The organism is Rhizobium sp. BK251 (assembly GCF_004345245.1).
GTDB lineage: Bacteria > Pseudomonadota > Alphaproteobacteria > Rhizobiales > Rhizobiaceae > Rhizobium.
Window position 1 is genome coordinate 260,451 of sequence record NZ_SLUQ01000004.1, and the last position, 24,603, is coordinate 285,053.

Annotated in this window: 22 protein-coding genes and 1 tRNA gene; 6 read left to right on the forward strand and 17 right to left on the reverse strand. The window is 62.0% G+C overall.

What is annotated here, in order from left to right:
* Positions 1–124 precede the first annotated feature (124 nt).
* Both leuC and EV286_RS11310 read left to right on the forward strand, forming a co-directional pair.
* A complete protein-coding gene (gene leuC / locus EV286_RS11305; protein ID WP_132957137.1) occupies positions 125–1,534 on the forward strand; it encodes a 3-isopropylmalate dehydratase large subunit in 1,410 nt (469 codons plus the stop codon).
* A 155-nt stretch (positions 1,535–1,689) separates the two neighbouring features.
* Positions 1,690–2,238: a histidine phosphatase family protein gene (locus EV286_RS11310; protein WP_132957138.1), complete on the forward strand. Its 549-nt coding sequence runs from the start codon at positions 1,690–1,692 to the stop codon at positions 2,236–2,238.
* Positions 2,239–2,283: 45 nt separating this feature from the next.
* Here the strand turns inward: EV286_RS11310 and EV286_RS11315 are convergent, their stop codons facing one another.
* Together EV286_RS11315 and EV286_RS11320 are read right to left on the reverse strand one after the other, a co-directional pair.
* Positions 2,284–3,114 carry an aldo/keto reductase gene (locus tag EV286_RS11315; protein ID WP_132957139.1) on the reverse strand — a complete coding sequence of 277 codons (831 nt, stop codon included), beginning with the start codon at positions 3,112–3,114 and terminating at the stop codon, positions 2,284–2,286.
* A 176-nt stretch (positions 3,115–3,290) separates the two neighbouring features.
* Positions 3,291–3,809, reverse strand: coding sequence for a L,D-transpeptidase family protein (locus EV286_RS11320; protein WP_245500681.1), 519 nt, complete (start codon positions 3,807–3,809; stop codon positions 3,291–3,293).
* 179 nt (positions 3,810–3,988) lie between these two features.
* Between EV286_RS11320 and EV286_RS11325 the strand changes: the two genes are divergently transcribed.
* Complete coding sequence (locus tag EV286_RS11325; protein ID WP_132957141.1) at positions 3,989–4,672, forward strand: response regulator transcription factor; 684 nt, start codon at positions 3,989–3,991, stop codon at positions 4,670–4,672.
* 15 nt (positions 4,673–4,687) lie between these two features.
* On the forward strand, positions 4,688–5,143 hold the full coding sequence (locus EV286_RS11330) for a cyclic nucleotide-binding domain-containing protein (RefSeq protein ID WP_132957142.1): 456 nt from the start codon (positions 4,688–4,690) through the stop codon (positions 5,141–5,143).
* 29 nt (positions 5,144–5,172) lie between these two features.
* Here EV286_RS11330 and EV286_RS11335 read toward each other — a convergent pair whose 3' ends face one another.
* From EV286_RS11335 to tesB, 6 genes are all read right to left on the reverse strand, one after another.
* On the reverse strand, positions 5,173–5,976 hold the full coding sequence (locus EV286_RS11335; protein ID WP_132957143.1) for an exodeoxyribonuclease III: 804 nt from the start codon (positions 5,974–5,976) through the stop codon (positions 5,173–5,175).
* A gap of 146 nt (positions 5,977–6,122) precedes the next feature.
* Positions 6,123–6,806 carry an outer membrane lipoprotein carrier protein LolA gene (locus EV286_RS11340; protein ID WP_245500682.1) on the reverse strand — a complete coding sequence of 228 codons (684 nt, stop codon included), beginning with the start codon at positions 6,804–6,806 and terminating at the stop codon, positions 6,123–6,125.
* A 141-nt stretch (positions 6,807–6,947) separates the two neighbouring features.
* Positions 6,948–9,626 (reverse strand): DNA translocase FtsK, encoded by a 2,679-nt coding sequence (locus tag EV286_RS11345; RefSeq protein WP_132957144.1) that lies wholly within the window; start codon positions 9,624–9,626, stop codon positions 6,948–6,950.
* A gap of 265 nt (positions 9,627–9,891) precedes the next feature.
* Entirely contained in the window at positions 9,892–11,307 is a 1,416-nt protein-coding gene (locus tag EV286_RS11350; RefSeq protein ID WP_132957145.1) for an ammonium transporter, read from the reverse strand.
* 27 nt (positions 11,308–11,334) lie between these two features.
* The gene (locus EV286_RS11355; protein ID WP_165932825.1) at positions 11,335–11,685 is read right to left on the reverse strand and encodes a P-II family nitrogen regulator; all 351 of its coding nucleotides are present in this window, start codon (positions 11,683–11,685) and stop codon (positions 11,335–11,337) included.
* 211 nt (positions 11,686–11,896) lie between these two features.
* Positions 11,897–12,781 carry an acyl-CoA thioesterase II gene (gene tesB, locus EV286_RS11360; protein ID WP_132957146.1) on the reverse strand — a complete coding sequence of 295 codons (885 nt, stop codon included), beginning with the start codon at positions 12,779–12,781 and terminating at the stop codon, positions 11,897–11,899.
* 84 nt (positions 12,782–12,865) lie between these two features.
* Between tesB and EV286_RS11365 the strand changes: the two genes are divergently transcribed.
* Positions 12,866–14,080, forward strand: coding sequence for a ubiquinone biosynthesis hydroxylase (locus tag EV286_RS11365; protein WP_132957147.1), 1,215 nt, complete (start codon positions 12,866–12,868; stop codon positions 14,078–14,080).
* 5 nt (positions 14,081–14,085) lie between these two features.
* Here the strand turns inward: EV286_RS11365 and EV286_RS11370 are convergent, their stop codons facing one another.
* The 4 genes from EV286_RS11370 to EV286_RS11385 form a co-directional block, all read right to left on the reverse strand.
* Positions 14,086–14,274, reverse strand: a complete 189-nt coding sequence (locus tag EV286_RS11370; protein ID WP_132957148.1) for a Trm112 family protein — start codon at positions 14,272–14,274, stop codon at positions 14,086–14,088.
* Positions 14,275–14,283: 9 nt separating this feature from the next.
* Positions 14,284–14,964 (reverse strand): LON peptidase substrate-binding domain-containing protein, encoded by a 681-nt coding sequence (locus EV286_RS11375; RefSeq protein ID WP_132957149.1) that lies wholly within the window; start codon positions 14,962–14,964, stop codon positions 14,284–14,286.
* A 107-nt stretch (positions 14,965–15,071) separates the two neighbouring features.
* On the reverse strand, positions 15,072–16,034 hold the full coding sequence (gene trxA / locus EV286_RS11380; protein ID WP_132957150.1) for a thioredoxin: 963 nt from the start codon (positions 16,032–16,034) through the stop codon (positions 15,072–15,074).
* Between the two features lie 57 nt (positions 16,035–16,091).
* A complete protein-coding gene (locus EV286_RS11385; RefSeq protein ID WP_132957151.1) occupies positions 16,092–16,601 on the reverse strand; it encodes a prolyl-tRNA synthetase associated domain-containing protein in 510 nt (169 codons plus the stop codon).
* Positions 16,602–16,865: 264 nt separating this feature from the next.
* On the opposite strand from EV286_RS11385, the gene EV286_RS11390 reads away from it, so the two are divergent.
* A tRNA-Gly gene (locus EV286_RS11390) sits at positions 16,866–16,940 on the forward strand.
* A 160-nt stretch (positions 16,941–17,100) separates the two neighbouring features.
* Here EV286_RS11390 and EV286_RS11395 read toward each other — a convergent pair.
* From EV286_RS11395 to EV286_RS11415, 5 genes are all read right to left on the reverse strand, one after another.
* The gene (locus EV286_RS11395; protein ID WP_132957152.1) at positions 17,101–18,471 is read right to left on the reverse strand and encodes an alpha-glucosidase/alpha-galactosidase; all 1,371 of its coding nucleotides are present in this window, start codon (positions 18,469–18,471) and stop codon (positions 17,101–17,103) included.
* A gap of 21 nt (positions 18,472–18,492) precedes the next feature.
* Positions 18,493–20,160, reverse strand: coding sequence for an ABC transporter ATP-binding protein (locus EV286_RS11400; protein WP_132957153.1), 1,668 nt, complete (start codon positions 20,158–20,160; stop codon positions 18,493–18,495).
* Positions 20,161–20,170: 10 nt separating this feature from the next.
* Entirely contained in the window at positions 20,171–21,304 is a 1,134-nt protein-coding gene (locus tag EV286_RS11405) for an ABC transporter permease (RefSeq protein ID WP_132957154.1), read from the reverse strand.
* Between the two features lies 1 nt (position 21,305).
* Positions 21,306–22,313: an ABC transporter permease gene (locus EV286_RS11410; RefSeq protein ID WP_132957155.1), complete on the reverse strand. Its 1,008-nt coding sequence runs from the start codon at positions 22,311–22,313 to the stop codon at positions 21,306–21,308.
* A 117-nt stretch (positions 22,314–22,430) separates the two neighbouring features.
* Positions 22,431–24,518: an ABC transporter substrate-binding protein gene (locus tag EV286_RS11415; RefSeq protein WP_132957156.1), complete on the reverse strand. Its 2,088-nt coding sequence runs from the start codon at positions 24,516–24,518 to the stop codon at positions 22,431–22,433.
* Positions 24,519–24,603: the final 85 nt, after the last annotated feature.

Here is a 24,603-nt window from a genome sequence, read left to right on the forward strand (position 1 = left end):
GCCTGCGCGCTTTTTTTCGAGCGTCACTGGTGCGCTCAGCAGCCGACTTCGTTGATCGAATGACGGCCGGCGGAGCCAACCGCCATTTTCCTGACTCCACAAGCATCAATATGGATTTGCAGCCATGAGCGCACCCCGTACCCTTTACGACAAGATCTGGGACGACCACCTCGTCGACGCACAGGACGACGGCACCTGTCTTCTCTACATCGACCGCCACCTCGTCCATGAGGTGACCTCGCCGCAGGCATTCGAGGGCCTGCGCATGACCGGCCGCAAGGTTCGCCATCCGGAAAAGACGCTTGCCGTCGTCGACCACAACGTGCCGACCTCGCCGGATCGCAAGAACGGCATCAAGAACGAGGAAAGCCGGATCCAGGTCGAGGCGCTCGCAAAGAACGCGGCCGATTTCGGTGTCGAATACTACTCGGAGAACGACATCCGCCAGGGCATCGTCCACATCGTCGGCCCCGAACAGGGCTTCACCCTGCCGGGGATGACGATCGTTTGCGGTGACAGCCACACCTCGACGCACGGCGCTTTCGGCGCGCTCGCCCACGGTATCGGAACGTCGGAAGTGGAGCATGTTCTGGCCACCCAGACGCTGATCCAGAAGAAGGCGAAGAACATGCTGGTGCGCGTCGACGGCAAGCTGCCGCCGCATGTCACCGCCAAGGATATCATCCTTGCCATCATCGGCGAGATCGGCACGGCCGGCGGTACCGGCTACGTCATCGAATATGCCGGCGAAGCGATCCGCGCGCTGTCGATGGAAGGTCGCATGACGATCTGCAACATGTCGATCGAAGGCGGCGCCCGCGCCGGCCTGATCGCCCCCGACGAGACGACCTTCGCCTATGTGAAGGACAAGCCGCGCGCGCCGAAGGGTGCGGCCTGGGACATGGCGGTGGAATACTGGAAGACGCTGCACACGGACGAAGGCGCCCACTTCGACCGCATCGTCACGCTTGATGCCGCCAACCTTCCGCCCATCGTCTCCTGGGGTTCCTCGCCGGAAGACGTGGTCTCGGTCCAGGGCATCGTTCCCAATCCTGACGATATCCATGACGAGACGAAGCGTACCTCCAAATGGCGCGCGCTCGACTATATGGGTCTGAAGCCGGGCACGAAGATGACCGACATCAAGCTCGATCGCGTCTTCATCGGCTCCTGTACCAACGGTCGCATCGAGGATCTGCGCGAGGTTGCCAAGGTCGTGGAGGGGCGCAAGGTCGCCTCGACCGTCGACGCGATGATCGTGCCGGGCTCCGGCCTCGTCAAGGAGCAGGCAGAAGCCGAAGGGCTCGACAAGATCTTCAAGGAGGCCGGCTTTGACTGGCGCGAGCCGGGCTGCTCGATGTGCCTCGCCATGAACGACGACCGCCTGAAGCCGGGCGAGCGCTGCGCTTCGACCTCGAACCGTAATTTCGAAGGTCGCCAGGGCTTCAAGGGCCGCACGCATCTCGTTTCGCCGGCCATGGCTGCCGCCGCGGCAGTTGCCGGCCACTTCGTCGATATCCGCGAGTGGAAGTAACGCTCGCTTCGCCGCCTCCCGACCCAGGGAGGCGGCCCACCGCCTGTGCGGCGACCTACTGACTCCCTCCCACGCTAAAATAAAGACAGCTTGCCCGTTCGGTGGCACAATGACGGCTGCAGGATTGCCTGTTTGGTCGCGCATGGGTGTTGAAGATGGTCGACAATCCGGGAGCTGGTCATTCCGCGCATGAAAGACGCCTGATGCTGCTGCGTCATGCCAAGGCCGCAAGGCCGGGAAGCGCCGCCGACCGCGACCGGCCGCTTGCCGAGCGCGGACGCGAGGCGGCGCCACAGATGGGCGCTTATATGAGGCGCGAGAATCTTCTGCCGGACCTCACCCTCGTTTCGACGGCGCTCCGCACCGAGGAGACCTGGAGCCTGCTCGGCGCCGCCCTTGGGCCGGACATGGCCAAGCGCGATGTATCCGAACTCTATGCGGCCTCGCCCAACCACCTCTTCAAGATCATCCGCGCCGTCCCTCCGGAAGTGCGGGCGCTCATGCTTGTCGGCCACAATCCCGGCATTCCGGCGCTCGCCGTGCAGTTGCTCGGCCGAGGCGATGCCGAGGTGCGCCAGCGCCTTCTGGAGAAATTCCCGACCTGCGGTCTCGTCGTGATCGATTTTGAAGGCGATAGCTGGGAAGAGATTGTCGCGGGGACCGGCCATCTGGAGCGCTTCGTGACACCGGACACGATCTCCTGAAAGACGAGGGAATGAAAAAGGGCGGCCAAGCCGCCCTTTCCTTGCTTAGAACGTTGCCGTCATCGGATCCGACCCGATGCGGCCAGCGGAGTTGTCGAGCGGCGCAATCGCCGCCATGTCGTTGGCATCCAACTTGAAGTCGAACACCTTGAAGTTCTCCTCGATGCGCGACGGCGTCACCGACTTCGGAATGACGACAAGGCCGCTGTCCATGTGCCAGCGGATGATGACCTGGGCCGGCGTCTTGCCGTGCTTCCTGGCGATCTCGCCGATGACCGGGTTGGATAGGAACCGGCCCTGGCCGAGCGGGCTCCACGATTCGGTGACGATGTTCAGCTTGGCGTGAGCTTCCCGCGCCGCCTTCTGCTGGAAGTCGGGATGCAGCTCGATCTGGTTGAGAACAGGCACAACGCCGGTCTCGCCGATGATGCGTTCCAGATGGATCGGATAGAAGTTTGAAACGCCGATGGAGCGCGCACGACCCTCCTCGCGGATGCGGACGAAAGCCTTCCAGGTTTCCTCGTAGAGGCCGCGATGCGGCGACGGCCAGTGGATGAGGTAGAGGTCGACATAGTCGGTGCCAAGCTTCTTCAGGCTGCCCTCGAACGCCCGCAGCGTCGAATCATAGCCCTGGTCGTTGTTGCGCAGCTTGGTGGTTACGAAGACGTCCTTGCGGTCGAGGCCCGAGGCGCGGATACCCTCGCCCACCCCCTGCTCGTTGTCATAGCCGGAAGCCGTGTCGATGTGGCGGTAGCCGGCGGCAAGCGCCGTACGCACGGTCGGCGCCGCGATGTCCGGAGGCGTCTGCCAGACGCCGAGACCGACTTGGGGAATGCTATGTCCGTCATGAAATGCGATCAAAGGCTGATTGGTCATGATATTTCTCCAAATGGACGGCAGCCGCCCTATGCGGAGACCCGCATAAAATTGAATTTTGGGATTCCTGGCTCCACCAGGACGGTGGACGGTTGCACGCAGGACTATACGACAATCCGCCGCGCTTGGCACCCTGCCGCTCTCGGCAAATCACATCAGGCGAAAAGGGCAGGATTCTACAAGACCCTGACGACGGTGCCCTTTCGCATGTAGCGGACGAGCCGCTTCATGTCCTTGAGGCTGACCGCGACGCAGCCCTCGGTCGGCGCGAAGCCCGGCTTGGCGACATGAAAGAAGATAGCGGAGCCGCCATTGCGACGGCGTGATGAGATATTCCAATCCATGACGACACAGATGTCGTACAGACCATCCGGACGCATCATGTCCTCGTGGCTGGGCCGGAAAGGTGCCCTGACCAGTCGATTGTAGTTTGCGTTTCTCGGCTCGTCGCACCAGAGCATGCCGCGGGCGATTCGCCTGAGAGGCAGCCGGGTTGCGGGAGATGCCAGGCGATCGCCGCGAATATAGCCGTGGATGAGCCTCATGGCGGCAAGCGGCGTGGCGCCATCACCCTCGCGCTTGCGTGAGCTGCGGCCGGAACGGCCGATCGCCGCGGTCACGGTGACCGTTCCGAAACGAAGCAGTGCGCGGCTGCGGGCCCCCGGCGCCGGGCGAACAAGAATGGTCGAAGCCACTGTTTTGCATGATGAACTTGCTTTAGCCATTTTTCACTTGTGTTTGATTGGTGTGTGATTTCAACTCAGATCACCGCATTTTGCATCGCAGGACAAGGGATGCCCTTCGTCACCCAACTTTGCCAAGGGCAGATTTTGGCGTAGGACGTATGGGATCTAACCGCAAGGAACAGAGCCGCATGACAGCACGGACAATTCTTCTGGTGGACGACGACGACGATTTGCGCGAGACGCTGAGCGAACAATTGTCTCTGTACGAGGAGTTCACTGTTCTGCAGGAAGCAACCGCCGGCAAGGGTGTTCAGACCGCGCGTTCGACGGCTATCGATCTGCTGATCATGGATGTTGGCCTGCCGGACATGGACGGCAGGGAAGCAGTCAAGATCCTGCGCAAGGGCGGCTTCAAGGCGCCGATCATCATGCTGACGGGCCACGATACCGATTCTGATACGGTGCTCGGGCTTGAGGCCGGGGCAAACGACTATGTCACCAAGCCCTTCCGTTTCGCGGTGCTGCTGGCCCGCATTCGTGTGCAGCTGCGCCAGCATGAGCACAGCGAGGACGCAACCTTCACGGTCGGCCCCTATCTCTTCAAGCCGAGCCAGAAGCTGTTGACCACGGATAACGGCCAGAAGATCAGGCTCACCGAGAAGGAAGCGGCAATCATCCGCTATCTCTATCGCGCCGATCAGAAGGTGGTGACCCGCGATATATTGCTCGAGGAAGTGTGGGGCTACAATTCGGGCGTGACGACGCACACCCTTGAGACGCATGTCTACCGACTGCGGCAGAAAATCGAGCGCGACCCTTCCAATGCCGAGATACTGGTAACGGAAAACGGTGGCTACAAGATCATCCCCTGACGATAGAAAACTGCAATGGCCCTGGCAGATGACATCCGCGTGCTTTCGCAACTGCCCCTCTTCAGGGGTATGGGTGACGAGGAGTTGCGCCTGATCGCCTTCGGGGCGGATCGCCGCCACATCGCGGCGGGGCAGATGCTGTTCCGCGAAAAATCGCCGGCGGAGTGCGCCTATGTCGTCGTGAGCGGCGGTTTCGAGCTGACCGTCATCGGCGAGGGCGGCAAACCGCGCCGCGAGGCGGCGGTAAAGGCCGGTGCGCTGCTTTCGGAACTTGCGCTGGTAACTTTGGTCGAACGCAAGTTCACGGCGACCGCCACCGAGGATTCCGACGTGATCCGCATCACGCGTTCACTGTTCCATCGGCTGTTGGAGGAATATCCGGACGCGGCAAGGCTGATCGAAGACCGCATCCGGCAGAACTTCGCCACGATGGCAAAACAGGCCGCTGCCCTTCTCCACCGCTTTTCCTGAGCGTTGGCGGGCAGCCGGACGCACCTCTCTCAAAGATTGAAGTGTGCCGTTACCGGCACATGGTCGGACGGCCGTTCCCAGCCGCGCGCCTCCTTCAGGACCTCGATGCGCTGCAAGAGCGGTCCAAGGTCGGAGGAGGACCAGATGTGGTCCAGCCGGCGGCCGCGATCGGCGGCGGCCCAATCCTTCGCCCGGTAGCTCCACCAGGTATAAAGCTTCTCGCTCGCCGGCACCTTCTGACGCATGAGATCCAGCCACTTGCCGCGCTTCATGACCTCGGTCAGACCATCGGTCTCGACCGGCGTATGGCTGACGATCTTCAGGAGCTGCTTATGCGACCATACGTCGTGCTCCAGCGGCGCGATATTGAGGTCGCCGACGAGGATTGCCGAGACGTTCGGCTCGCCCTCGGCCTTCAACTGCTTCATCTCGTCGATGAAATCGAGCTTGTGGCCGAACTTCGGGTTTATCGAGCGATCCGGCTCGTCACCGCCGGCCGGGACGTAGAAATTGTGCAACCGGATCCGGCGACCGCCGCGCTCGAAGATGGCCGAGATGTGACGGGCATCGCCGACGCCGCAATAGTCCTGCCGGTGGTCCTCGCTGAGCGGTATGCGCGAGGCGATCGCAACACCATGGTAGCCCTTCTGGCCGTGGATGATGATGTGGTCGAAACCCATGGCGCGAAGGGGAGCAGCCGGGAACAGCTCGTTCGGGACCTTGGTTTCTTGCAGGCAGAGGATGTCCGGCCGGTGGCGCAGCACGAACTGCTCCACGAGATCCATGCGCAGCCTGACCGAATTGATGTTCCAGGTCGTGATGGAAAAGCTCATGCAATATTCCTTTCGCGCTCAATGCCACGGGTTTAGCCCGCCACGAAGGGAAAGGAAACAAGGCTGTCAGCGATCAACAGGGCAGAGATGCAAAAGGCGACGCCATCGATAACGGCGTCGCCTTCAACGTTGATGGCGCCGACAGGCTACCGATCTCGGCCGTTGACGTTATGGATATCGCTGTAGGGGATCCGGAAGACGCTCTCGTCGAAATTGACACCGGTCTTGACGTTAAAGATCATGACCGAAGTATTCTTGCCCTGGTTATCGGTGATCGTCCACTGGCGCAGGTCATAGGTTTTCGGGTCGAACATCATGGTGATCAGTGACGTCCCGAAGATCGTGCGGTTGCCGAGCGCGATCGTCGTAAGATCCGGTTCTTCCTTCACCCCGCGCACCATGCCCGCCGAAAGGTCGATCTTGTTGGCAAGCAGCAGCGTGAGCGGCGTCTTCGACAGCGGATACAGATCCCAGGTCTTCAGCTTGACGTTGCCGATCGCCACATTCCTGCCGTCAGCGATAACGCGCATCGGCGACGGATCTTCGTAGTTGAAGCGCATCTTGCCCGGGCGCTCGATGAAGAACCTGCCGCCCGTCTGCTCGCCGCGAGGACCGAACTGGACGAACTCGCCCTGCATGGTCGTGACGCCGGAGAAATGATCTGCGATCGCTTGCGCCGTGCCGGAGGATTGCGAGCCGGCCTGAGCGTGCGCGGGAAAAGGCAGCGCAGCCGCGACAGCGGCGGCGGCAAGGCCACCCAGAAGATCGCGACGCGTCATCTGCCAGCTGCCAAACGAGCCAGCCTGAAGGCGTGAATCGGTCGTTTTCATCTAATTCTCCTTTGTGGCGGACTGCTTGACGCCGAAAGACGGCGCCATCATGACACGCACTTTGTACGCCCGGAACATAACGGGCGAAGGCCGATCAGGTTTCCGTGAAGGTCCCGATGGGCCAGTTGCTGGGGCAGCGCCCTAGCGATCGAGGTCATCCTCGGTCGGCACCAGTATCTCTCGCTTGCCGGCGTGGTTGGCAGGGCCGATGATGCCTTCCTGCTCCATGCGCTCGATCAGCGACGCAGCCCGGTTGTAGCCGATGCCGAGCCGACGCTGGACGTAGGATGTCGATGCCTTGCCGTCACGCAGAACAATTGCCACGGCCTGATCGTAGGGATCGTCGGACTCTGCCAGGTTCGAGGTGCCCGCCGGGCCGCCGACCCCGCCATCCTCGTCGTCATCTGCCGTGATTGCATCCAGATATTGGGGCGACCCTTGCGATTTCAAGTAGGCAACGATTTCCTCGACCTCGGTGTCGGAAACGAAAGGACCGTGAACACGCTGGATGCGGCCGCCGCCCGCCATATAGAGCATGTCACCCATGCCAAGCAGCTGTTCGGCGCCCTGCTCACCAAGAATGGTACGACTGTCGATCTTCGATGTCACCTGGAAAGAGATGCGCGTCGGGAAGTTCGCCTTAATCGTGCCGGTGATGACATCGACCGACGGGCGCTGCGTGGCCATGATAACGTGGATGCCTGCGGCGCGCGCCATCTGCGCAAGGCGCTGCACCGCGCCTTCGATATCCTTGCCGGCGACCATCATCAGGTCGGCCATCTCGTCGATGATGACGACGATGTAAGGCATGGGCCGTAGGTCGAATTCCTCGGTCTCGTACATCGCCTCGCCCGTCTCCCGGTCGAAACCGGTCTGCACGGTGCGCGTGATTGCCTCGCCCTTGGCGATCGCCTGCTCGACGCGGGTGTTGAAGCCGTCGATGTTGCGCACGCCGATCTTCGACATCTTCTTGTAGCGCTCTTCCATCTCGCGCACGGTCCATTTCAGCGCGACGACGGCCTTCTTCGGATCGGTGACGACCGGCGAGAGCAGATGCGGAATGCCGTCATAGACGGAGAGTTCGAGCATCTTCGGATCGATCATGATCAGGCGGCACTGCTCCGGCGTCATCCTGTAGAGCAGCGAGAGAATCATCGTGTTGATGGCCACCGACTTGCCGGAGCCGGTGGTCCCGGCGACGAGCAGATGCGGCATCTTGGCGAGATCGGCGACGACCGGCTCTCCGCCGATAGTCTTGCCGAGCGCCATGCCGAGTTTCGCCTTGCTGCCTTCGAAATCGCGGCTTGCGATCATCTCGCGCAGGTAGACGGTCTCGCGCGTCGCATTCGGGAGTTCGATGCCGATTGCGTTGCGGCCGGGCACGACGGCGACGCGAGCGGCGATCGCGCTCATCGAGCGGGCGATGTCGTCGGCAAGGCCGATGACGCGTGACGACTTGATGCCTGGCGCCGGCTCGAGTTCGTAGAGCGTGACCACCGGGCCGGGGCGGACATGGATGATCTCACCCTTGACGCCGAAATCCTCCAGCACGCCCTCGAGCATGCGGGCATTCTGCTCCAGTGCGTCGGCGGTGAGCGTCGAATCGCGCACCACGCTTTTCGGCTCGGCAAGAAGATGGATGGAGGGCAGCTGGAACCCTTCCGGGCGGATGAAGGAGCCCTGCGCCTCACGCTCGGCCCTTGCGCCGGGCTTCGGTCGCGGCGCCGGTGCTACGACGCGTGGCTCCGGCCGGCCGCCGCCCTTTGCCGGTACGGCTCGCATCGACCAGCCGTCATCATCATCGTCTTCATCCGGGAGGATGTCGGCCGGACGGCGCGGCATGCCCGAACCGAAGGGCGAGTCGTCGTCTTCGTCATCATCGCCATCGAGGGAAAGTGCGGGGGCTGAAACGATGCGCCGCGAGGAGCCGTTTCGCGCGTCCATGGACGGCTCCACGCGCTCGCCGCGCGCCGGCGACGCCTTGGCGCGTATCGGCTCGTTCAGCGTGCCGAATTCGTCGTCGTTGAAGTCGTAGGGCGCATCGAAGTCGCTGCTGCGGCGCTTGCGCGGCCCCAGGCCGAAGATGCGCCGCATGCGCGCATGCGCGGTGTACCAGGAATGAGTGAGCCCGCCGAAAGCGGCAAGAAGACCCGCGAAGGTGCCTTCGTCCTCCTCGTCGTCGGCGCCGACCGCCATCGCCCGGCTCGGAGGCTCGTCGATCTCCTGTGCGTCCTCTTCAACCGCCGTCTTGCCCACGATACCGGCGGCAAAGAGCATGAGCCACCCGGTCGGCACGGCGAGGATGCAGCCAAGCACGATCGCAAAGGTCCCGGTAGGGTAGGTGCCGACGAAAAGTGCCGGAAAGCGCAGGATCATGTCGCCGATGACGCCGCCGATGCCGTTGGGGATCGGCCAGGTCAGCGGCGGAGGGAAACAGCCTGCGACGGCCGAAGCGAGAAGGGCGCTGCCGCCCCAGGCGCAAAGACGCGCCGGCAACCGGCTGATGCGGCGCCCGGAAACAAGCGCCAGTGCCCAGGCGACGATGGGCAGCATGGCGAGAACGCTGGCGAGCCCCAGGAACTGCATCATGACGTCGGCAAAGGCCGCGCCGCTATAGCCGAGTATGTTGGCCGGCGCGTTGCTCGTGGCATAGGAATAGCTGGGATCCATCACGTTCCAGCTCGCCAGCGCCGCAACGGCAAGCGCCAGGAGCGCAAACAGAAGCAGCCCCGCCAGCGCGAGGATCTTTCGCCAAACAAACGTCGAGAGCGTCGTGCGGCCGGCACGGCCGTCCATTGCTGCCGATATGCTTCTGCCCATATTGCCCCGCCCGCTGTCGTTCGGAATTCCGGCGAATCAGCCGGGTCCCCGGCCGGATTGCCACTAGGTAGACTCCAACTAATCAGATGCGGGTTAATGGGCCATTAACCATGGCATACCAGATCGCCGGCAGGTGGGGTGGCCGCCGGGAACCCAATAAAAAAGGCCCGAACCGAAGGGTCCGGGCCAAGAGCGGCGTCTATTTGCATAGGCCGCGACGGGCTGTTGAGCGGCGCCGGGATAAATTCCCCCGGCGCCACAAATCTTAGGAGGCGTGATAGGCGGCTTCGCCGTGGGAAGCGAGGTCGAGGCCTTCGCGCTCGGCTTCGACGGATGCGCGCAGACCGATGACGACATCGACGATCTTGAAGATGACTGCCGAACCGACACCCGACCAGATCACCGTTGTGAGAACGCCCTTGAGCTGCGCCCAGACCTGCGTTGCCGTACCTGCATAGGAAGCAGCGAAGTCCGGCGTGGAGTAGTCCACGATGCCTGCGCCGCCGAGAGCCGGGTTGACGAGGATACCGGTGCCGATGGCGCCGATGATACCGCCGATGCCATGGACGCCGAAGACGTCGAGGCTGTCGTCATAGCCGAACTTGTTCTTCACCACGTCGACGAAGAAGTAGCAGATCGGCGAGACGATGAGACCGAGGACGATCGCGCCCATCGGGCCGACGAAACCGGCAGCCGGGGTGACGGCGACGAGGCCGGCAACCGCACCGGAGGCCGCGCCGAGCATCGAGGCCTTGCCACGAGCAAAGCTTTCGACGATGCACCAGGAGACAGCCGCTGCGGCCGTTGCCACGAAGGTATTGATCATCGCGAGCGAGGCGTAGGAGTTGGCTTCCAGGTTGGAACCGGCGTTGAAGCCGAACCAGCCGACCCAGAGCAGCGAAGCGCCGACCATGGTGAGCGTCATGGAGTGCGGAGCCATGATCTCTTTCTTGTAGCCGGTGCGCTTGCCGAGCATGATGGCGCCGACGAGGCCGGCGATACCGGCGTTGATGTGAACAACCGTGCCGCCTGCAAAGTCGATCGCACCATAGGAGAAGATCAGGCCGGACGGGCCGTCATATGCGCTGGGGCCGCCCCAGAACCAGACCATGTGCGCCATCGGGAAATAGACGAAGGTGACCCACAGGATGACGAAGAGCATCACGGCCGAGAACTTGATGCGCTCGGCGAAGGCACCGACGATGAGCGCCGGCGTGATGCAGGCGAACGTCATCTGGAAGCAGACGAAGGTCAGCTCCGGAATGGCGACGCCCTTGGTGAAGGTCTCGGCGAGACTGGTGGTGTCGACGCCTGCGAGGAAGGCCTTGGAGAAGCCGCCGACGAAGCTGTTCAGCGAACCGCCGTCGGTGAAGGCGAGAGAGTAGCCGTAGGTGACCCAGATGATCATGACGACGGCCGTGATCATGAAAACCTGCATCAGCACGGAAAGCATGTTCTTGGCGCGCACGAGGCCGCCATAGAAGAGGGCGAGACCCGGAATGGTCATCAAGAGAACCAAGATGGTCGAGACCAGCATCCAGGCGTTGTCGCCCTTGTCCATGGTCATGGCAGGAGCGGCAGCAGGAGCGGCATCCTGTGCGAAGGCCATGACTGGCGCGAGCAGTGCCGCGAAAGTCGCGCCCGCCCGGGCAAGTGTGGAAGAAGATTTGGAAAATGACATTAGAAAGAACTCCCTGATCAGTCGGTCTTACAGCGCTTCTGCGTCGGTTTCGCCAGTGCGGATGCGGACGGCATGGTCGATCGAATAGACAAAGATCTTGCCGTCGCCGATCTGGCCGGTCTTGGCCGCCGCGGCGATCGCTTCGACTGCCTTGTCGACGATCTCGGACGCAACCGCGATTTCGATTTTCAGCTTGGGAAGAAAGCTCACGGCGTATTCGGTGCCGCGATAGATCTCGGTATGCCCTTTCTGACGTCCGTAGCCTTTCACTTCGGTCACGGTCAGGCCCTGAATGCCGACCGCCGTGAGGGCCTCGCGGACCTCATCCAGCTTGAACGGCTTGATAATGGCCATCACAATTTTCATCTGGTTTCCCATCCTTTTTACTCGGCGCGGAGCCGAACTCTCCTTGCCGCTGACGCTCAAATTGTGCAGCGACCGGAAACAGACATTCAAAGGGCGTGCCAGATTCGAATGGGTATGTAAGTTATTGAAAAGTAAAGACTATGCCGCAAGGCGCCAATAAAAGTGCAGTTGAGCGGCCAACGAGCGCACAAATAATGAGCAAATTTATAAAATAGCGTATTATTTAATCATTTGCCTTTTTCCGAATCAGTCCTTCCTGCGCAACCGACGCAATCAAGACACCGGAACGGTCAAACAGACTGCCGCGCGTGAGGCCACGGGCGCCGAATGCGCTGGGACTGTCCTGCGTATAGAGGAGCCAGTCATCGAGCTTGCTCGGCCGGTGAAACCACATGGCGTGATCGAGGCTCGCAGCCTGGATGCTCTGGTCGAAGATGGACGTACCGTGGGCATAGAGCGCAGCGTCAAGCAGGGTCATGTCCGAAAGATAGGCAAGCACGGCTGCCTGGCAGATCCGGTCGTCCGGGACCGGCCCGGTGGTCCGCACCCAGACGTCCTGACGCGGCTCCAGCTTCTCCCGGGAAAAGTAATGGGCAAGCGACAGCGGGCGGATTTCGATGGGTCGTTCGCGTTGCCAGTATTTGCGCACCGCCTCTGGCGCATGGGCAAGGTATTGCGCTTTGATCTGTTGCTCGTCGAGGAGTTTTTCGGGCGGCGGCACATCTGGCATGGCGATCTGATGCTCGAAACCCGGCTCCTCGATCTGGAAGGATGACGACATGGCGAAGATTGCCTTGCCGTGCTGGATGGCGAGAACGCGGCGCGTATTGAAGCTCGATCCGTCCCGGATTCGCTCGACCTGGTAGATGATCGGCACCGCGGGATCGCCGGGACGCATGAAGTAGGCATGCAGCGAATGCACGCTGCGATCGGCGTCCACGGTGCGTTGGGCCGCCACCAACGCCTGGCCGATCACCTGTCCACCGAAGACACGCTGCCAGCCGACCTGCGGGCTGCGTCCGCGAAAGAGATTGACCTCCAGCTGCTCCAGGTCGAGCGTCTCGATGAGCTGTTCCATGGCGGTCGGCTTGCCGGTCTCTCGCGACATCTTGGACAGTCTCCGGTGGTAGGAACTGGACGGTGGATGATCTATATAGATCCTGTGTTTGTCACGGAAGGCAGGAGATCAGGGATGCAGGACATGCTGGTTGTTGGTGGGGGCTATGTGGGACTTGCCGTCGCCGTCGCCGTCAAGCAGGCAGCGCCCCATCTTGACGTGACGGTCGCAGACGGGGCGCCGAAGGGCGCCTGGGAGAAGGATCTGAGGGCCTCCGCGATCATCGCAGCCGCAACGCGAATGCTGCAGGTCTTCGGCATCTGGGACGAGATCCATCCCGAGGCCGAGCCGATCACGCGCATGATCGTCACCGATTCGAAGACGGGCGATCCCGTGCGTCCGGTTTTCCTTACCTTCGACGGCGAGGTGCGCGACGGCGAGCCCTTTGCCCATATGATTCCGAACTCAGTCATTGTCGGCGCGCTGCGCCGCGCCTGCGAACGCCTCGGCATCGAAATCCGCCAGGGCATTGCCGCGACCAATTTCACGGCCGGCGAAGTGAGCGTCTCGACCACCTTCTCCGACGCCAGTGCAATCGAGTCCCGTCTGCTGGTCGCCTGCGATGGCGTGCGCTCGCGACTGCGCGACATGGCGCACATCAAGACGGTAAGCTGGGACTACGGACAATCGGGCATCGTCGTCACCGTCGAGCACGAACGGCCGCACAACGGCTGCGCCGAGGAGCACTTCCTGCCGTCAGGCCCGTTCGCGATCCTTCCTCTGAAGAACAATCGGTCCTCGCTGGTGTGGACGGAGCGCGCCGCCGATGCCGAACGGCTCGTCGCCTCCGATGACCTCGTTTTCGAGGAAGAGCTCGAGCGCCGTTTCGGCCACAAGCTCGGCGCGCTGCATGTCGTGGGAGACAGGCGCGCCTTCCCGCTCGGACTGACTCTCGCCCGCGATTTCGTCGCGCCGCGTTTTGCCCTTGCGGGCGATGCCGCTCACGGCATTCACCCGATTTCCGGCCAAGGCCTCAATCTCGGTTTCAAGGATGTGGCGGCACTTGCCGAAACCATTGTCGAGGCAGATCGTCTCGGGCTCGACATCGGTTCGGTAAACGTGCTCGAGCGCTACCAGACCTGGCGTCGCTTCGACACATTCCGCATGGGCGTCACCACGGATGTCCTGAACCGCCTCTTCTCGAATGATGTCACGCCGCTCCGCGTCGTGCGCGACTTCGGTCTCGGGCTGGTCGACCGCCTGCCGGGCTTGAAATCCTATTTCATCGGACAGGCTGCCGGCACCGCCGGTCGCGGCAGCCCGCGGCTGCTGACCGGCCAGGCGATCTGAGGGCGTCAGTCCTCGATCCGCCGCGCCTCGGAAACCAGCATGATCGGAATGCCGTCACGGATCGGATAGGCGAGCTTGGCCTTCTCAGAGACGAGCTCGTTCTTCTCCCGGTCGTAGCTGAGTCTGCCCTGTGTCAGGGGACAGACGAGGAGGTCGAGCAGCTTTGGATCGACTTTGCTGATGTTCTCGTCCACCTGCAGCTCCTATTGCAGCACCGAATCGGAATCGCCGAACGTGCGGGCGAGCACGATCTCGGTTATGGCGATCAGCGTCTCCGCCCGGGTCTTCAGGTCGGGAGCCTCCAGAAGCGCCTGTTTTTCCGCCGGGCCGAAGGGCGACATCATCGCCAGCGAATTGACGAGCGTCATATTGCCGGCGCGCTCGACGCTCTCCCAGTCCGCCTCGAGCTTGTTGGCCTCAAGATAGGCCTTGAAGGCGGCCAGAAGCGCGGCGCGATCGACCGTGTCCTCTTCGTTGCGCGAAGTAAGGTCGGCAATGAAGGGCACATTGCGGAAGATGCGGTAGGGCTCGGAGGTCGTTCTCTCCTCCAGCAGTCGGAAGCGGCAGATCCCGGTCAGGGACGCGATGTAGCGCCCGTCGCCGGTTTCGGCAAAGGAAGTGATACGCCCGACGCAACCGACGGGCGCCAGCGCCGGATTGCCGGCCGGGCTTTCCTCGCCGCCATGATCGCCAAGGGCCGGCTGGACGATGCCGATCAGCCGGTTTCCGGCCAGTGCGGCATCGAACATGGCAAGGTAGCGCGGCTCGAAGACATTCAGGGGAAGTTGACCGCCCGGCAAAAGCAGCACACCCGTCAGGGGAAAGACCGCGATGGTTTCAGGCAGATCGCTGGGCTTCAGGTATCTCGCATTCCCCACTTGCATGAAGATTTATCCCAAATTCTCTTGCGGCAGGCGATGTCACGAACTCCACCCTGACGAAAGATGTGGTGCCCCTTGCGGAAAACACAAGGGGATTTCCGGGCGAATCGTCAGGAGAAGAGGATCGAGGAAAGCTTGCGCCGCGCCGCGATCGTTGCCGGGTCCTTCGGGCCCCATACCTCGAAGAATTGCAGCAGCTGGCGTCGGGCTCCATCGTCGTCGAAGGTTCGGTCGCGACGCATGATGAGCAGGAGATGGTCGGCTGCCTCTTCATGCTTGCCCTCGACATTGAGGATCTTGGCAAGCTTCATGCGCGCCTCGTGGTTATCGGCGTTGAGCGCAAGGTCATTCTGCAGCGCCACAGGGTCTCCGAGCTTGCGTGCCTCGTCGATCTGGTCGAGCTTCTTCAGCACCGCAATGATTCCCGCATCCTTGGCAAGCGCGTCAGGCAGTTCGGCAAGAGCCTCGCGCGCCTGGTCGCTCTGGCCGGCTGCGATCATGCACTCGGCGATGCCGGCAAGTGCCTTGGCATTCTCCGGGTCGGCCTGAAGCACCGCACCAAAGAGCTCGGCAGCGCCGTTGAAATCGCCGCCTGCAAGCAGTGTTGCAGCCTCCTGCAGGATCGCCTCGATCTCAGCCGCATCGTCCGCACCGGCGGGACCAGCCAGCCGGTCGATGAACTGCCGCACCTGGCTCTCGGGTACTGCACCCATGAAACCATCGGCCGGACGGCCGTTGACGAATGCGATGACCGCCGGGATCGACTGGATGCCGAGCTGGCCGGGGATCGCGGGATGGTCGTCGATATTCAGCTTCACGAGCCTGACGCGGCCGCGGCCCTCGTTGACGACCTTCTCGAGCACGGGCGTCAGCTGCTTGCAAGGACCGCACCAGGGCGCCCAGAAATCGACGAGAACCGGCTGCCGGCGAGATTCCTCCAGCACGTCGCGCGTGAAATTCGCCGTCGTCGTGTCCTTGATGTAGGACTCAGCCGCCGGCGCCGCGCCGTAGTTTGCCGACGCGGACATCTGTCCGCCGTAGGAACCGCCATAGGGATTGTCGGTACTGCTCATATGCATCTCCCGCCTTGCCGGTTCTTTGACCGGTATCGATAGCGCTAAAATCGTATGTCAGGACGTCACTTTCAAGACAAGCGGCGCATGACCCGTCGCCTCCATGAAGCGAATAAGGTCATCCCGCCCGATGGACGTCGTGGCGTCATTGGAAAGCGGATGGCAGTTGATGATCTCGTGGGTCATCAGATCGGCGTCCAGGATGAAGGTTACCTTCTTCTCCGTGTCGTTGATCGCACCGAATGCGGTCACCGAGCCGGGGGCGACACCGAGATATTCCATCAGTTTCTCCGGCTTGCCGAAGGAAACCTTGCTCGCCGCACCGATGATAGCATGAACCGTCTTCAGGTCCACGACCGCGTTTTCCTCAACCGTCAGCAGGAAGAAATTGTCCTTCTTGTCCTTCACGAACAGGTTCTTGGTGTGGCCACCGTCGATCTCGTCGCGCAGCGACACCGACTCGGCGACCGTGAAGACCGGTGCATGTTCCTTGGTGAGATGTTTCACGCCGAGTCCGTCGAGAAAACGGAAAAGATCCTCGCGGCTCTTGAAGGAGGTAGCGCTCATGGCAGTCTCTTTGCGGCTGGCAGGCTGGGAAAACAAGTGAGGAACCCTTGATACGTCCCCCGCCAGCAATTGGCAATCGCTGCAGAGCCACCCGCGCCGATCGATTTCCCGCACGCCATCGCGACACTTTTCCACGCCGGCGATTTTTATGCGCCTTTCCGTCATTTCCCTGTTGCATTTAAAAATCGGTTGGGCCATATAGCGCCCGTCGCCGCAAGACGGCACCCACGGTCCAGCTTACTACCCCGGACCGCTGTGGAATGAGCGGGTGTAGCTCAGGGGTAGAGCACAACCTTGCCAAGGTTGGGGTCGAGGGTTCGAATCCCTTCGCCCGCTCCAGTTTCTCCCAGAATTCTGAAACATTCCGAGACGTATCCGCTGTTGACGGCGAAATTGCTTCGTCCCCGGACTGCTGCGTGACGCCCGCCCGACATGGCAGAAGTCCCGCGGCGGCCACACGCCACGGGACTTCCCTAAGGCCCTGACAGGGAGAGAATCGTCAGGCGGCCTGAACTTTTCGGGCGGTGCGCGCCCATTCCGGCAACCATTCACCGTGCCCGGCGAGCAACTCGTCGACCAGCGACCAGATCTGGTCGAGGTCGAGCTCTGCTGCCGTATGCGGATCCATCATCGCGGCGTGGTAGATATGTTCGCGGTTTTCGGTCATCAGTGCCTGTACCGTCAGTTCCTGGACGTTGATGTTGGTGCGGATCAGCGCCGTCAATTGCGGCGGCAGGTCGCCAATAAAAGTCGGCTGGATACCGGAAGCATCGACCAGGCACGGCACCTCGGCGGCGCAGTTTTCCGGCAGCGAGGTGATGCAGCCGTTGTTGCGGACATTGCCGTAGATCACCGAGGGCTCGCCGGTCCAGACCGAGTTGATGATCGAGGAAGCATACTCCTTCGACTGTGCCACCTCGATCTTGTCGGCCGAGCGATAGGCTTCCGCCTGGCCCTTCCAGCGGGCGATCTGCTCGATGCAGCGCTTCGGATATTCGTCGAGCGGGATGCCGAACTTCTCGATCAGGTCCTCGCGGCCTTCCTTGATGAAGTAGGGCGTGTATTCGGCGAAGTGCTCCGAGCTTTCGGTCACGAAATAGCCGAGGCGCGTCAGCATCTCGTAGCGCACCTTGTTCGGGCAACGCGGGTTCCAGCCTGGCTTGGGCGCCCGGCCTTCCCGGTAGGCGCGCACGAGATCGGGATAGAGGTTCTTGTAGGAACCGTCCGGCTGGCGATGCTCGAATTTCAGATAGAAGGCCATGTGGTTGATGCCGGCCGAGCGGTAGCGGATCTCCTCGTAGGGAATGTCGAGGTCGTGGGCGAGCTCCATCGCGGTGCCCTGTACCGAATGGCAGAGGCCGACTTGCTTGATGGTGGGATACTTCTCGGAAATCGCCCAGGTGTTGATCGCCATCGGGTTGACATATTGCAGCATGATCGCATCCGGGCAGACAGCGAGCATGTCCTCGCAGATCTTCCAGAGATGCGGCACGGTGCGAAGCCCACGCATGATGCCGCCGACGCCGAGCGTGTCGGCGATCGTCTGGCGCAGGCCGTATTTCTTCGGCACTTCGAAATCCGTCACCGTGCAGGGCTCGTAGCCGCCGATCTGGAAGGCCACCACCACGAAATCGGCGCCTTCCAGTGCCTTGCGCTGGTCGGAAAAGGTCTCTGCCTTTGCCTTGACGCCGAGCGTCGAGATCAGCTTGTTGACGACGATGGCGCTCTCTTCGAGGCGCTGCGGATTGATATCCATCAGGGCGACCGTCGCGCCGGACAGTGCCGGGCGCTGCAGCACGTCGCCAACAATGTTTTTCATGAAAACGGTGGAGCCAGCTCCGATAAAGGTGATCTTGGGATTTCTTGCCATTATATCCTCCAGCATGGGCAATCAGGCTACCTCGAAAGCGGCTTTGACGAGCCGTTCCGTGTAGGCGGTCTTGGGATTGGTGAGAACTTCGTTGACGGGTCCCTCTTCCATGATCTTGCCATGCTGCATGACAATCACCCGGTGGCAGAGGGCACGCACGACCTTGAGGTCATGCGAAATGAAGAGGTAGCTGAGACCCCGCTCGTCCTGCAGCTTTCGCAGAAGATCGATGATCTGCGCCTGAACAGAGAGATCGAGCGCGGACGTCGGCTCGTCGAGCAGGATGAATTCGGGCTCCAGCGCGATGGCACGGGCAATCGCGATGCGCTGCCGCTGGCCGCCGGAAAACTCGTGCGGAAAGCGTGACAGGATATTGCCGGGCATGCCCGCCGCAATCAGCGCCTCGCGGACACGATCGAGCCGTTCGGCCTTCGTTGCGCCGAGCTTGTTGACCACCAGCCCTTCCTCGATGATCTGGCCGATCGTCATGCGCGGATTGAGCGACGAGAACGGATCCTGGAAGACGATCTGCATGCGCGAGCGCAGCGGCCGCATTTCCGAGCGTGAGCGGCCATGGATCGGCTGGCTGTCGAAGTAGATTTCGCCGGTATCCGGATCGTTCAGCCGGACAAGCGCCTGTCCGAAGGTCGTTTTGCCCGAACCGGATTCGCCGACGAGGCCGAGCGTTTCATGGCGCCGAAGCGTCAGGTTCAGGCTGTCAACGGCGACAAGCTCCTTCAATTCCGGCTTGAAGAAGCCGCCATGGCGCATCATGAAGGATACGCGCACGCCTCTGGCGTCGAGGATGACGTCAGCCCCTTCCGGCAGCGGATTGGCCTGGCCGCGCGGCTCGGAACCGAGCAGATGCTTGGTGTAGGCGTGCTGCGGATTGGCAAACAGCCGTTCGGTCGTGTTGTGCTCGCGCATCTCGCCATGCTGCATCACGTAGACATAGTCGGAGAACTGGCGCACCACGGTCAGGTCGTGGGTGATCAGGATCACCGCCATCCGCAATTCCTTCTGCAGGTTGCGAATGAGGTTCAGGATCTGCGCCTGCACCGTCACATCGAGCGCCGTTGTCGGCTCGTCGGCAATCAGCACGTCCGGGTCGTTTGCGAGCGCCATGGCGATCATCACGCGCTGTCGCTGGCCGCCTGAAAGCTGGTGCGGATACTGCCTGAGGCGTGCTTCCGGATCCGGGATCTGCACATGCTTGAGCAGCTCCAGCGCCCTCGCCTCGGCCTGCCTCCTGCTCATCCTGCGATGCACGCGGATCGATTCGACGATCTGGCTGCCGATCGTGTAGATCGGGTTCAGCGAGCTCATCGGTTCCTGGAAGATCATCGAAATGCGGTCGCCCCGCAGCTTGCGCCGTTCCCGCTCGGAGAACTTCAGGATGTTGGCGCCGTCATAGGTCACGGTGGATTTCGACGAGACGACGGCGCGCTTGGACAGCAGCCCCATGACCGTACGCGCGGTAACCGACTTGCCGGAACCGGATTCGCCGACGATGGCGATGGTCTCGCCGCGATAGAGCTGAAAGGAGATGTCCTTCACAGCCTCGACTATGCCGTGCTCGACCTTGAAATTCACCGCGACATTGCGGGCGTCGATAACCGGGTCTTCCGAACGTCCCTGGTGATCGAGGCGGACGGGCGGAGCGAAGGAGTTGACGAGTGCGAGAGCCATCTTGGTCACCTCAATAGGGATCGACTGCATCGCGCAGACCGTCGCCCAGCGCATTGAAGGCGAAGACGGTGATCAGCACGAAACCGACCGGCGCCAAAATCCAGGGATAGGTGCCGATGACGGAGTAGTTCGCGGTGTCCTGCAGCATTAGACCCCAGGAGATCAGCGGCGGCTTCACGGCAAAGCCCAGGAAGCCGAGGAATGATTCCAGCAGCACGACGCTCGGGATGTGCAGGGTAACCGCGACAATCACGTGGCTCATCACGTTCGGGAAGATGTGCTGGAAGATGATGCGCCGATCGGTGGCACCGACGGCCATGGCCGCCCTCACGTAATCGATGCGTGCGAGGGCCAGCGTCTTGCCGCGCACCTCACGCGACATCTGCGCCCAGCCGAGCGCCGACATGACGACAATGACGAAGCCGAGGAAGACATTGGTCGGAGCTGTGACCGGTATCAGCGAGGTCAGCGCCAGATAGAGCGGCAGCTGCGGAAAGGCGAGCACCACTTCGACGAAACGCTGCACCCACGTATCGAAGGAGCCGCCGAAATATCCGGACACCATGCCGACCGTGGTGCCGATGACCGTCACGATGAAGACGACGGTCAGTGCAATCGTCAGCGAAATCCGCGAACCGATGATGGCGCGGGAAAGCACGTCGCGGCCGAACTTGTCCGTGCCGAGGAAATGCACAGGCTGGCCCGTGGTGGAACCGAAGAAGTGGCGATCCGTCGGGATCAGGCCGAACAGCTTGTACTCGGCCCCCTTCACGAAGAAACCGAGAAGATTGGGATTGTCGTAGTCCGGACCGACGATCGGCTGGAAGGTCACTGGATCGAGCTCGTCCGACTCGGTCTGTCCGTAGACGCGGGGCTGGAAAACGAAGTTGCCGTCCTTGTCGTGGAAGCTCATCACCTGCGGCGGTGCGAAGCCCACGTCGGTCGCCTTCGGATCCATCGGCGCGAAGAAATCTGCAAAGATCGCCATCAGCAGCAGCAGTCCGACGAGCACGAGGCCCATCATGCCGGTCCAGGAGCGCCTCAGCCGGCGCCAGACCAGCGCCATGTAGCTTTCGTTGCCGTGCGGCGCGTGTCTGACGGTTTCTTCATGCGGTGGCGGGGGAGCGGAATCGAAGGCTAGCATATCAGGCTCCTCCATACGTGCGGACGCGGGGGTCCAGCATGGCAAGCAGCATGTCGGCGATGATGTTGCCGACGATCAGCGTGGCCGACAGCACCATCATGAAGGTTGCCGTCACGTAGACGTCGCCGACCGCCATCGATCCGACGATCGCCGGTCCGACTGTCGGCAGCGAGAAGATGATCGCGGTCTCGATCTCGCCGGTCAGCATGTAGGGAAGCACGACCCCTTGATACATGACGAGCGGATGCAGGGCGTTGGGCACGGCATGGCGCATCACCACCGCCCCGCCCGAAAGCCCTTTGGCGCGCGCGGTCTCCACATATTGCGCGTTCAAGGTGTCGAGCAGATTGCCGCGCATCACGCGCATGTTGTAGGCGAGCCCGCCGAAGGTGGCGATCGCGACAACCGGCCAGACGTGGCTGACGAGGTCAACGAATTTTGCCCAGGACCACGGCGCTCCGCCATACTGTGGCGAGAAGAAGCTGCCGATCTCCGAGACGTTGAACTGGAATACGAGCAGGTAGACGATGATCAGCGCCATCAGGAAGCGCGGCACCGTCATGCCGAGGAAGGAGACGCCGGAGAGAAGGCTGTCGATCCAAGAATATTGCCGCGTCGCGGCCCAGATGCCGAAGCCGATGCCGAGCACGGATGCGAAGAGATGGCAGACCAGCGCGAGCAACAGTGTCCGCGGCAGGCGCTCGGCGACGACGTCGGCCACCGGCTTGTTGTAATACATGCTGTAGCCGAAATCGCCTTGGGTGACGATGCCTTTGATCCAGGCGAAGTACTGGACGACGATCGGTTGATCGAGACCGTGGGCGACGCGGTAGGCCTGCGCCTGTTCCTCTGCCTGTGCAAACGAGGCCCCGCTCTGATTGATCAGCTGCGAACGGAGGTAGTCGGCATAGTCGCCGGGCGGCGCCTGGATGATCGCGAAGGTCACGACGCTGAGGATGATCAGGACCGGGATCGAGGAGGCTATGCGCACGAGCAGGAATCGCAACATCGGACGGTTCGCTTCTCTTTGCCGCCAGTCGCGCCCGTTGGTGCGGCCGGCTTGTTGGTCTTGCCCGGCCGCGCTTCACGCGCGGCCGGAATGTCTCGTTTCACTGGGAGGGAACTCTTAGTTGATCGGGCCTTTCTCGCCGGGCTTGCCGGGCAGCTGCTCGGGGAACAGCTCGTATTTGCCCTGCTTGTCGGCGGCCACCCACAGGCGCTCGCGGATGACGGAATCTTCGGCCCAGTTGAACATGAAGATCGGCGTACCCTCGGGCACGTTCGAGAAGCGCTTGTTGATGATCAGCGCGCCCGGATATTCCGTCAGGCCCACGGTATCGACGTTCTCCGTCGCCACCTTCTGGTACTGCTTCATCAGGTCGACGCGCTCGTCATTGTTCTGGCTGGTCTGGAACTTGGTGACGATGTCCACCATCTCCTGCTCGTAGGGCATCAGGTCGACCTTGCCGTCCTTGCCGGCGCGATGCTGCCAGCTCGTACGCGGACCGACAGGAGCAAGCTGTTCGGTGTTCTGCACGACCGATGCCAGCTCAGGCGTATTGCGCTGGATGACCCAGTCGAAACGACCGCCATAGTGGGCATCGTCGCGCTTCGGACCATCGAGGGCATTAAGAATGACCTTGACGCCGAGCTTCTCCATCTGGCCGATGACGCCTTCGGCAAGGCTTTTGTCGGTGGCGTAGCCGTTGTTGACGAGAAGCACGATCTCGACATTCTTGCCGCCCTCGGCTCCGGCCGGGAAGTTCACGAAGCCATCGCCGTCGGTGTCCTTCAGGCCGACCTTGGCAAGCAGGGCCTTGGCGCCCTCGAGATCATAAGGGTAATAGACGACGGAGTTGCGGTCGTAGAAGCTCGTGCCCGAAGACAGGCCGCCCGGATAGATCGCGGTGAACGGGCCCTTGACCAGGGAGTCGCCGATCGCCTTGCGGTCGAGCGCCATGGTTACCGCCTTGCGGAAGTCTTCGTTGCGGTTCAGCTCGCGGATTGCCTGGCTGCGTGCGTCAGGATCGCCCCAGCCGTTGCCGGAGAGGTTCATGCGCATGTTGTAACCGATAAGGCGCGGGCCGAAGGCAAGGCGCGCCGGCGCCGTCTTCTCGGCCGCACGCTTCAGCGATGCCACGAAGTTTTCCGGCTGTTCGAGGTTCGAGATATCGCCCGAGCCGGCAACGGCCTGCACGTCACGATCAGCCCATGTCGAGAGCTTGTAGTGCAGCTCGTTGAGATAGGGGAGCTGGTTGCCCTTCTCGTCGACCTTCCAGTAGTAGGGGTTGCGGCGCATCACGATGATGTCGTCGGAGCGGTATTCGACCGGCACCCACGCGCCCATGACGGGCATGTTCATGAATTCCGGCGGGAAGGCATTCTTGAACTGGTCGTAGGTGTTCTTCGAGTATTTCGGATGCTGGGGCTTCAGGATATGCGATGGTCCCGGGCAGAAATTCGGATAGGCCATTGCATAGAGGTACTGCTTCGGGAAGGCCTCTTTGAAGGTCCATTGGACGGTGTTGTCGTCGATCTTCGTCAGCGTCGTGCCTTCACCGAAGGCTTCGGGCGAGGCACCGCCGCCGAGCGGCGAGACGTTGGGGTCGATCACCTCGTCTTCCCAGTAGAACATGATGTCGTCAGCGCCGAAGGGCACGCCGTCCGACCACTTCGCACCCTCGACGAGATGCATGGTCAGCTTGTGGCCGTCCTCCGACCATTCCCAGCTTTTGGCGAGGTTCGGCAACGGTTCGGTGTCCTTCGCCTCGACCTGGAAGAGGGGTGCAGTGCGCGTCAGGCATTCGGACAGGCCGATGTCGATGCCGCCCCAGCCTTGCGTCTGGCCAGCGCCGTAGTTCCAGCCTTCCGGACGTCCGCCGATGACGTGGCGCATCGTGTCGCCGTAGACGCCGACGCCGTCGACCATGTTTTCCGTCTTGAAGACGAGCGGCTCCTTGGGCAGGCGATCCTTGACCGGCGGCAGCTTGCCGCTCTCGACGAACTTCGTCGTCACCCAATCGGGTTCATGATATTCGGGCAGCGCCTTGAATTCGAGGATGGAGTCGCGTGCGACGTATTTGATTTTGCCTTCCGCCGGAAACTGCGGTGGAACAGGCGGTGCTGTCGGCTCGGAGGCATAGGCGCTCAAGGCTGCGACCGAGACGCTGAGCGTCAGTCCGGCCAGGACGCCAATTTTACGGAAATTTTTCATCGTCTCTCCCTCTTGCTTCGGGACGCCTTTCGGTTGCCCCGGTTCTCCTCAAACGGTCCGGTGACGGGCTGCGATGGGCTCCCTC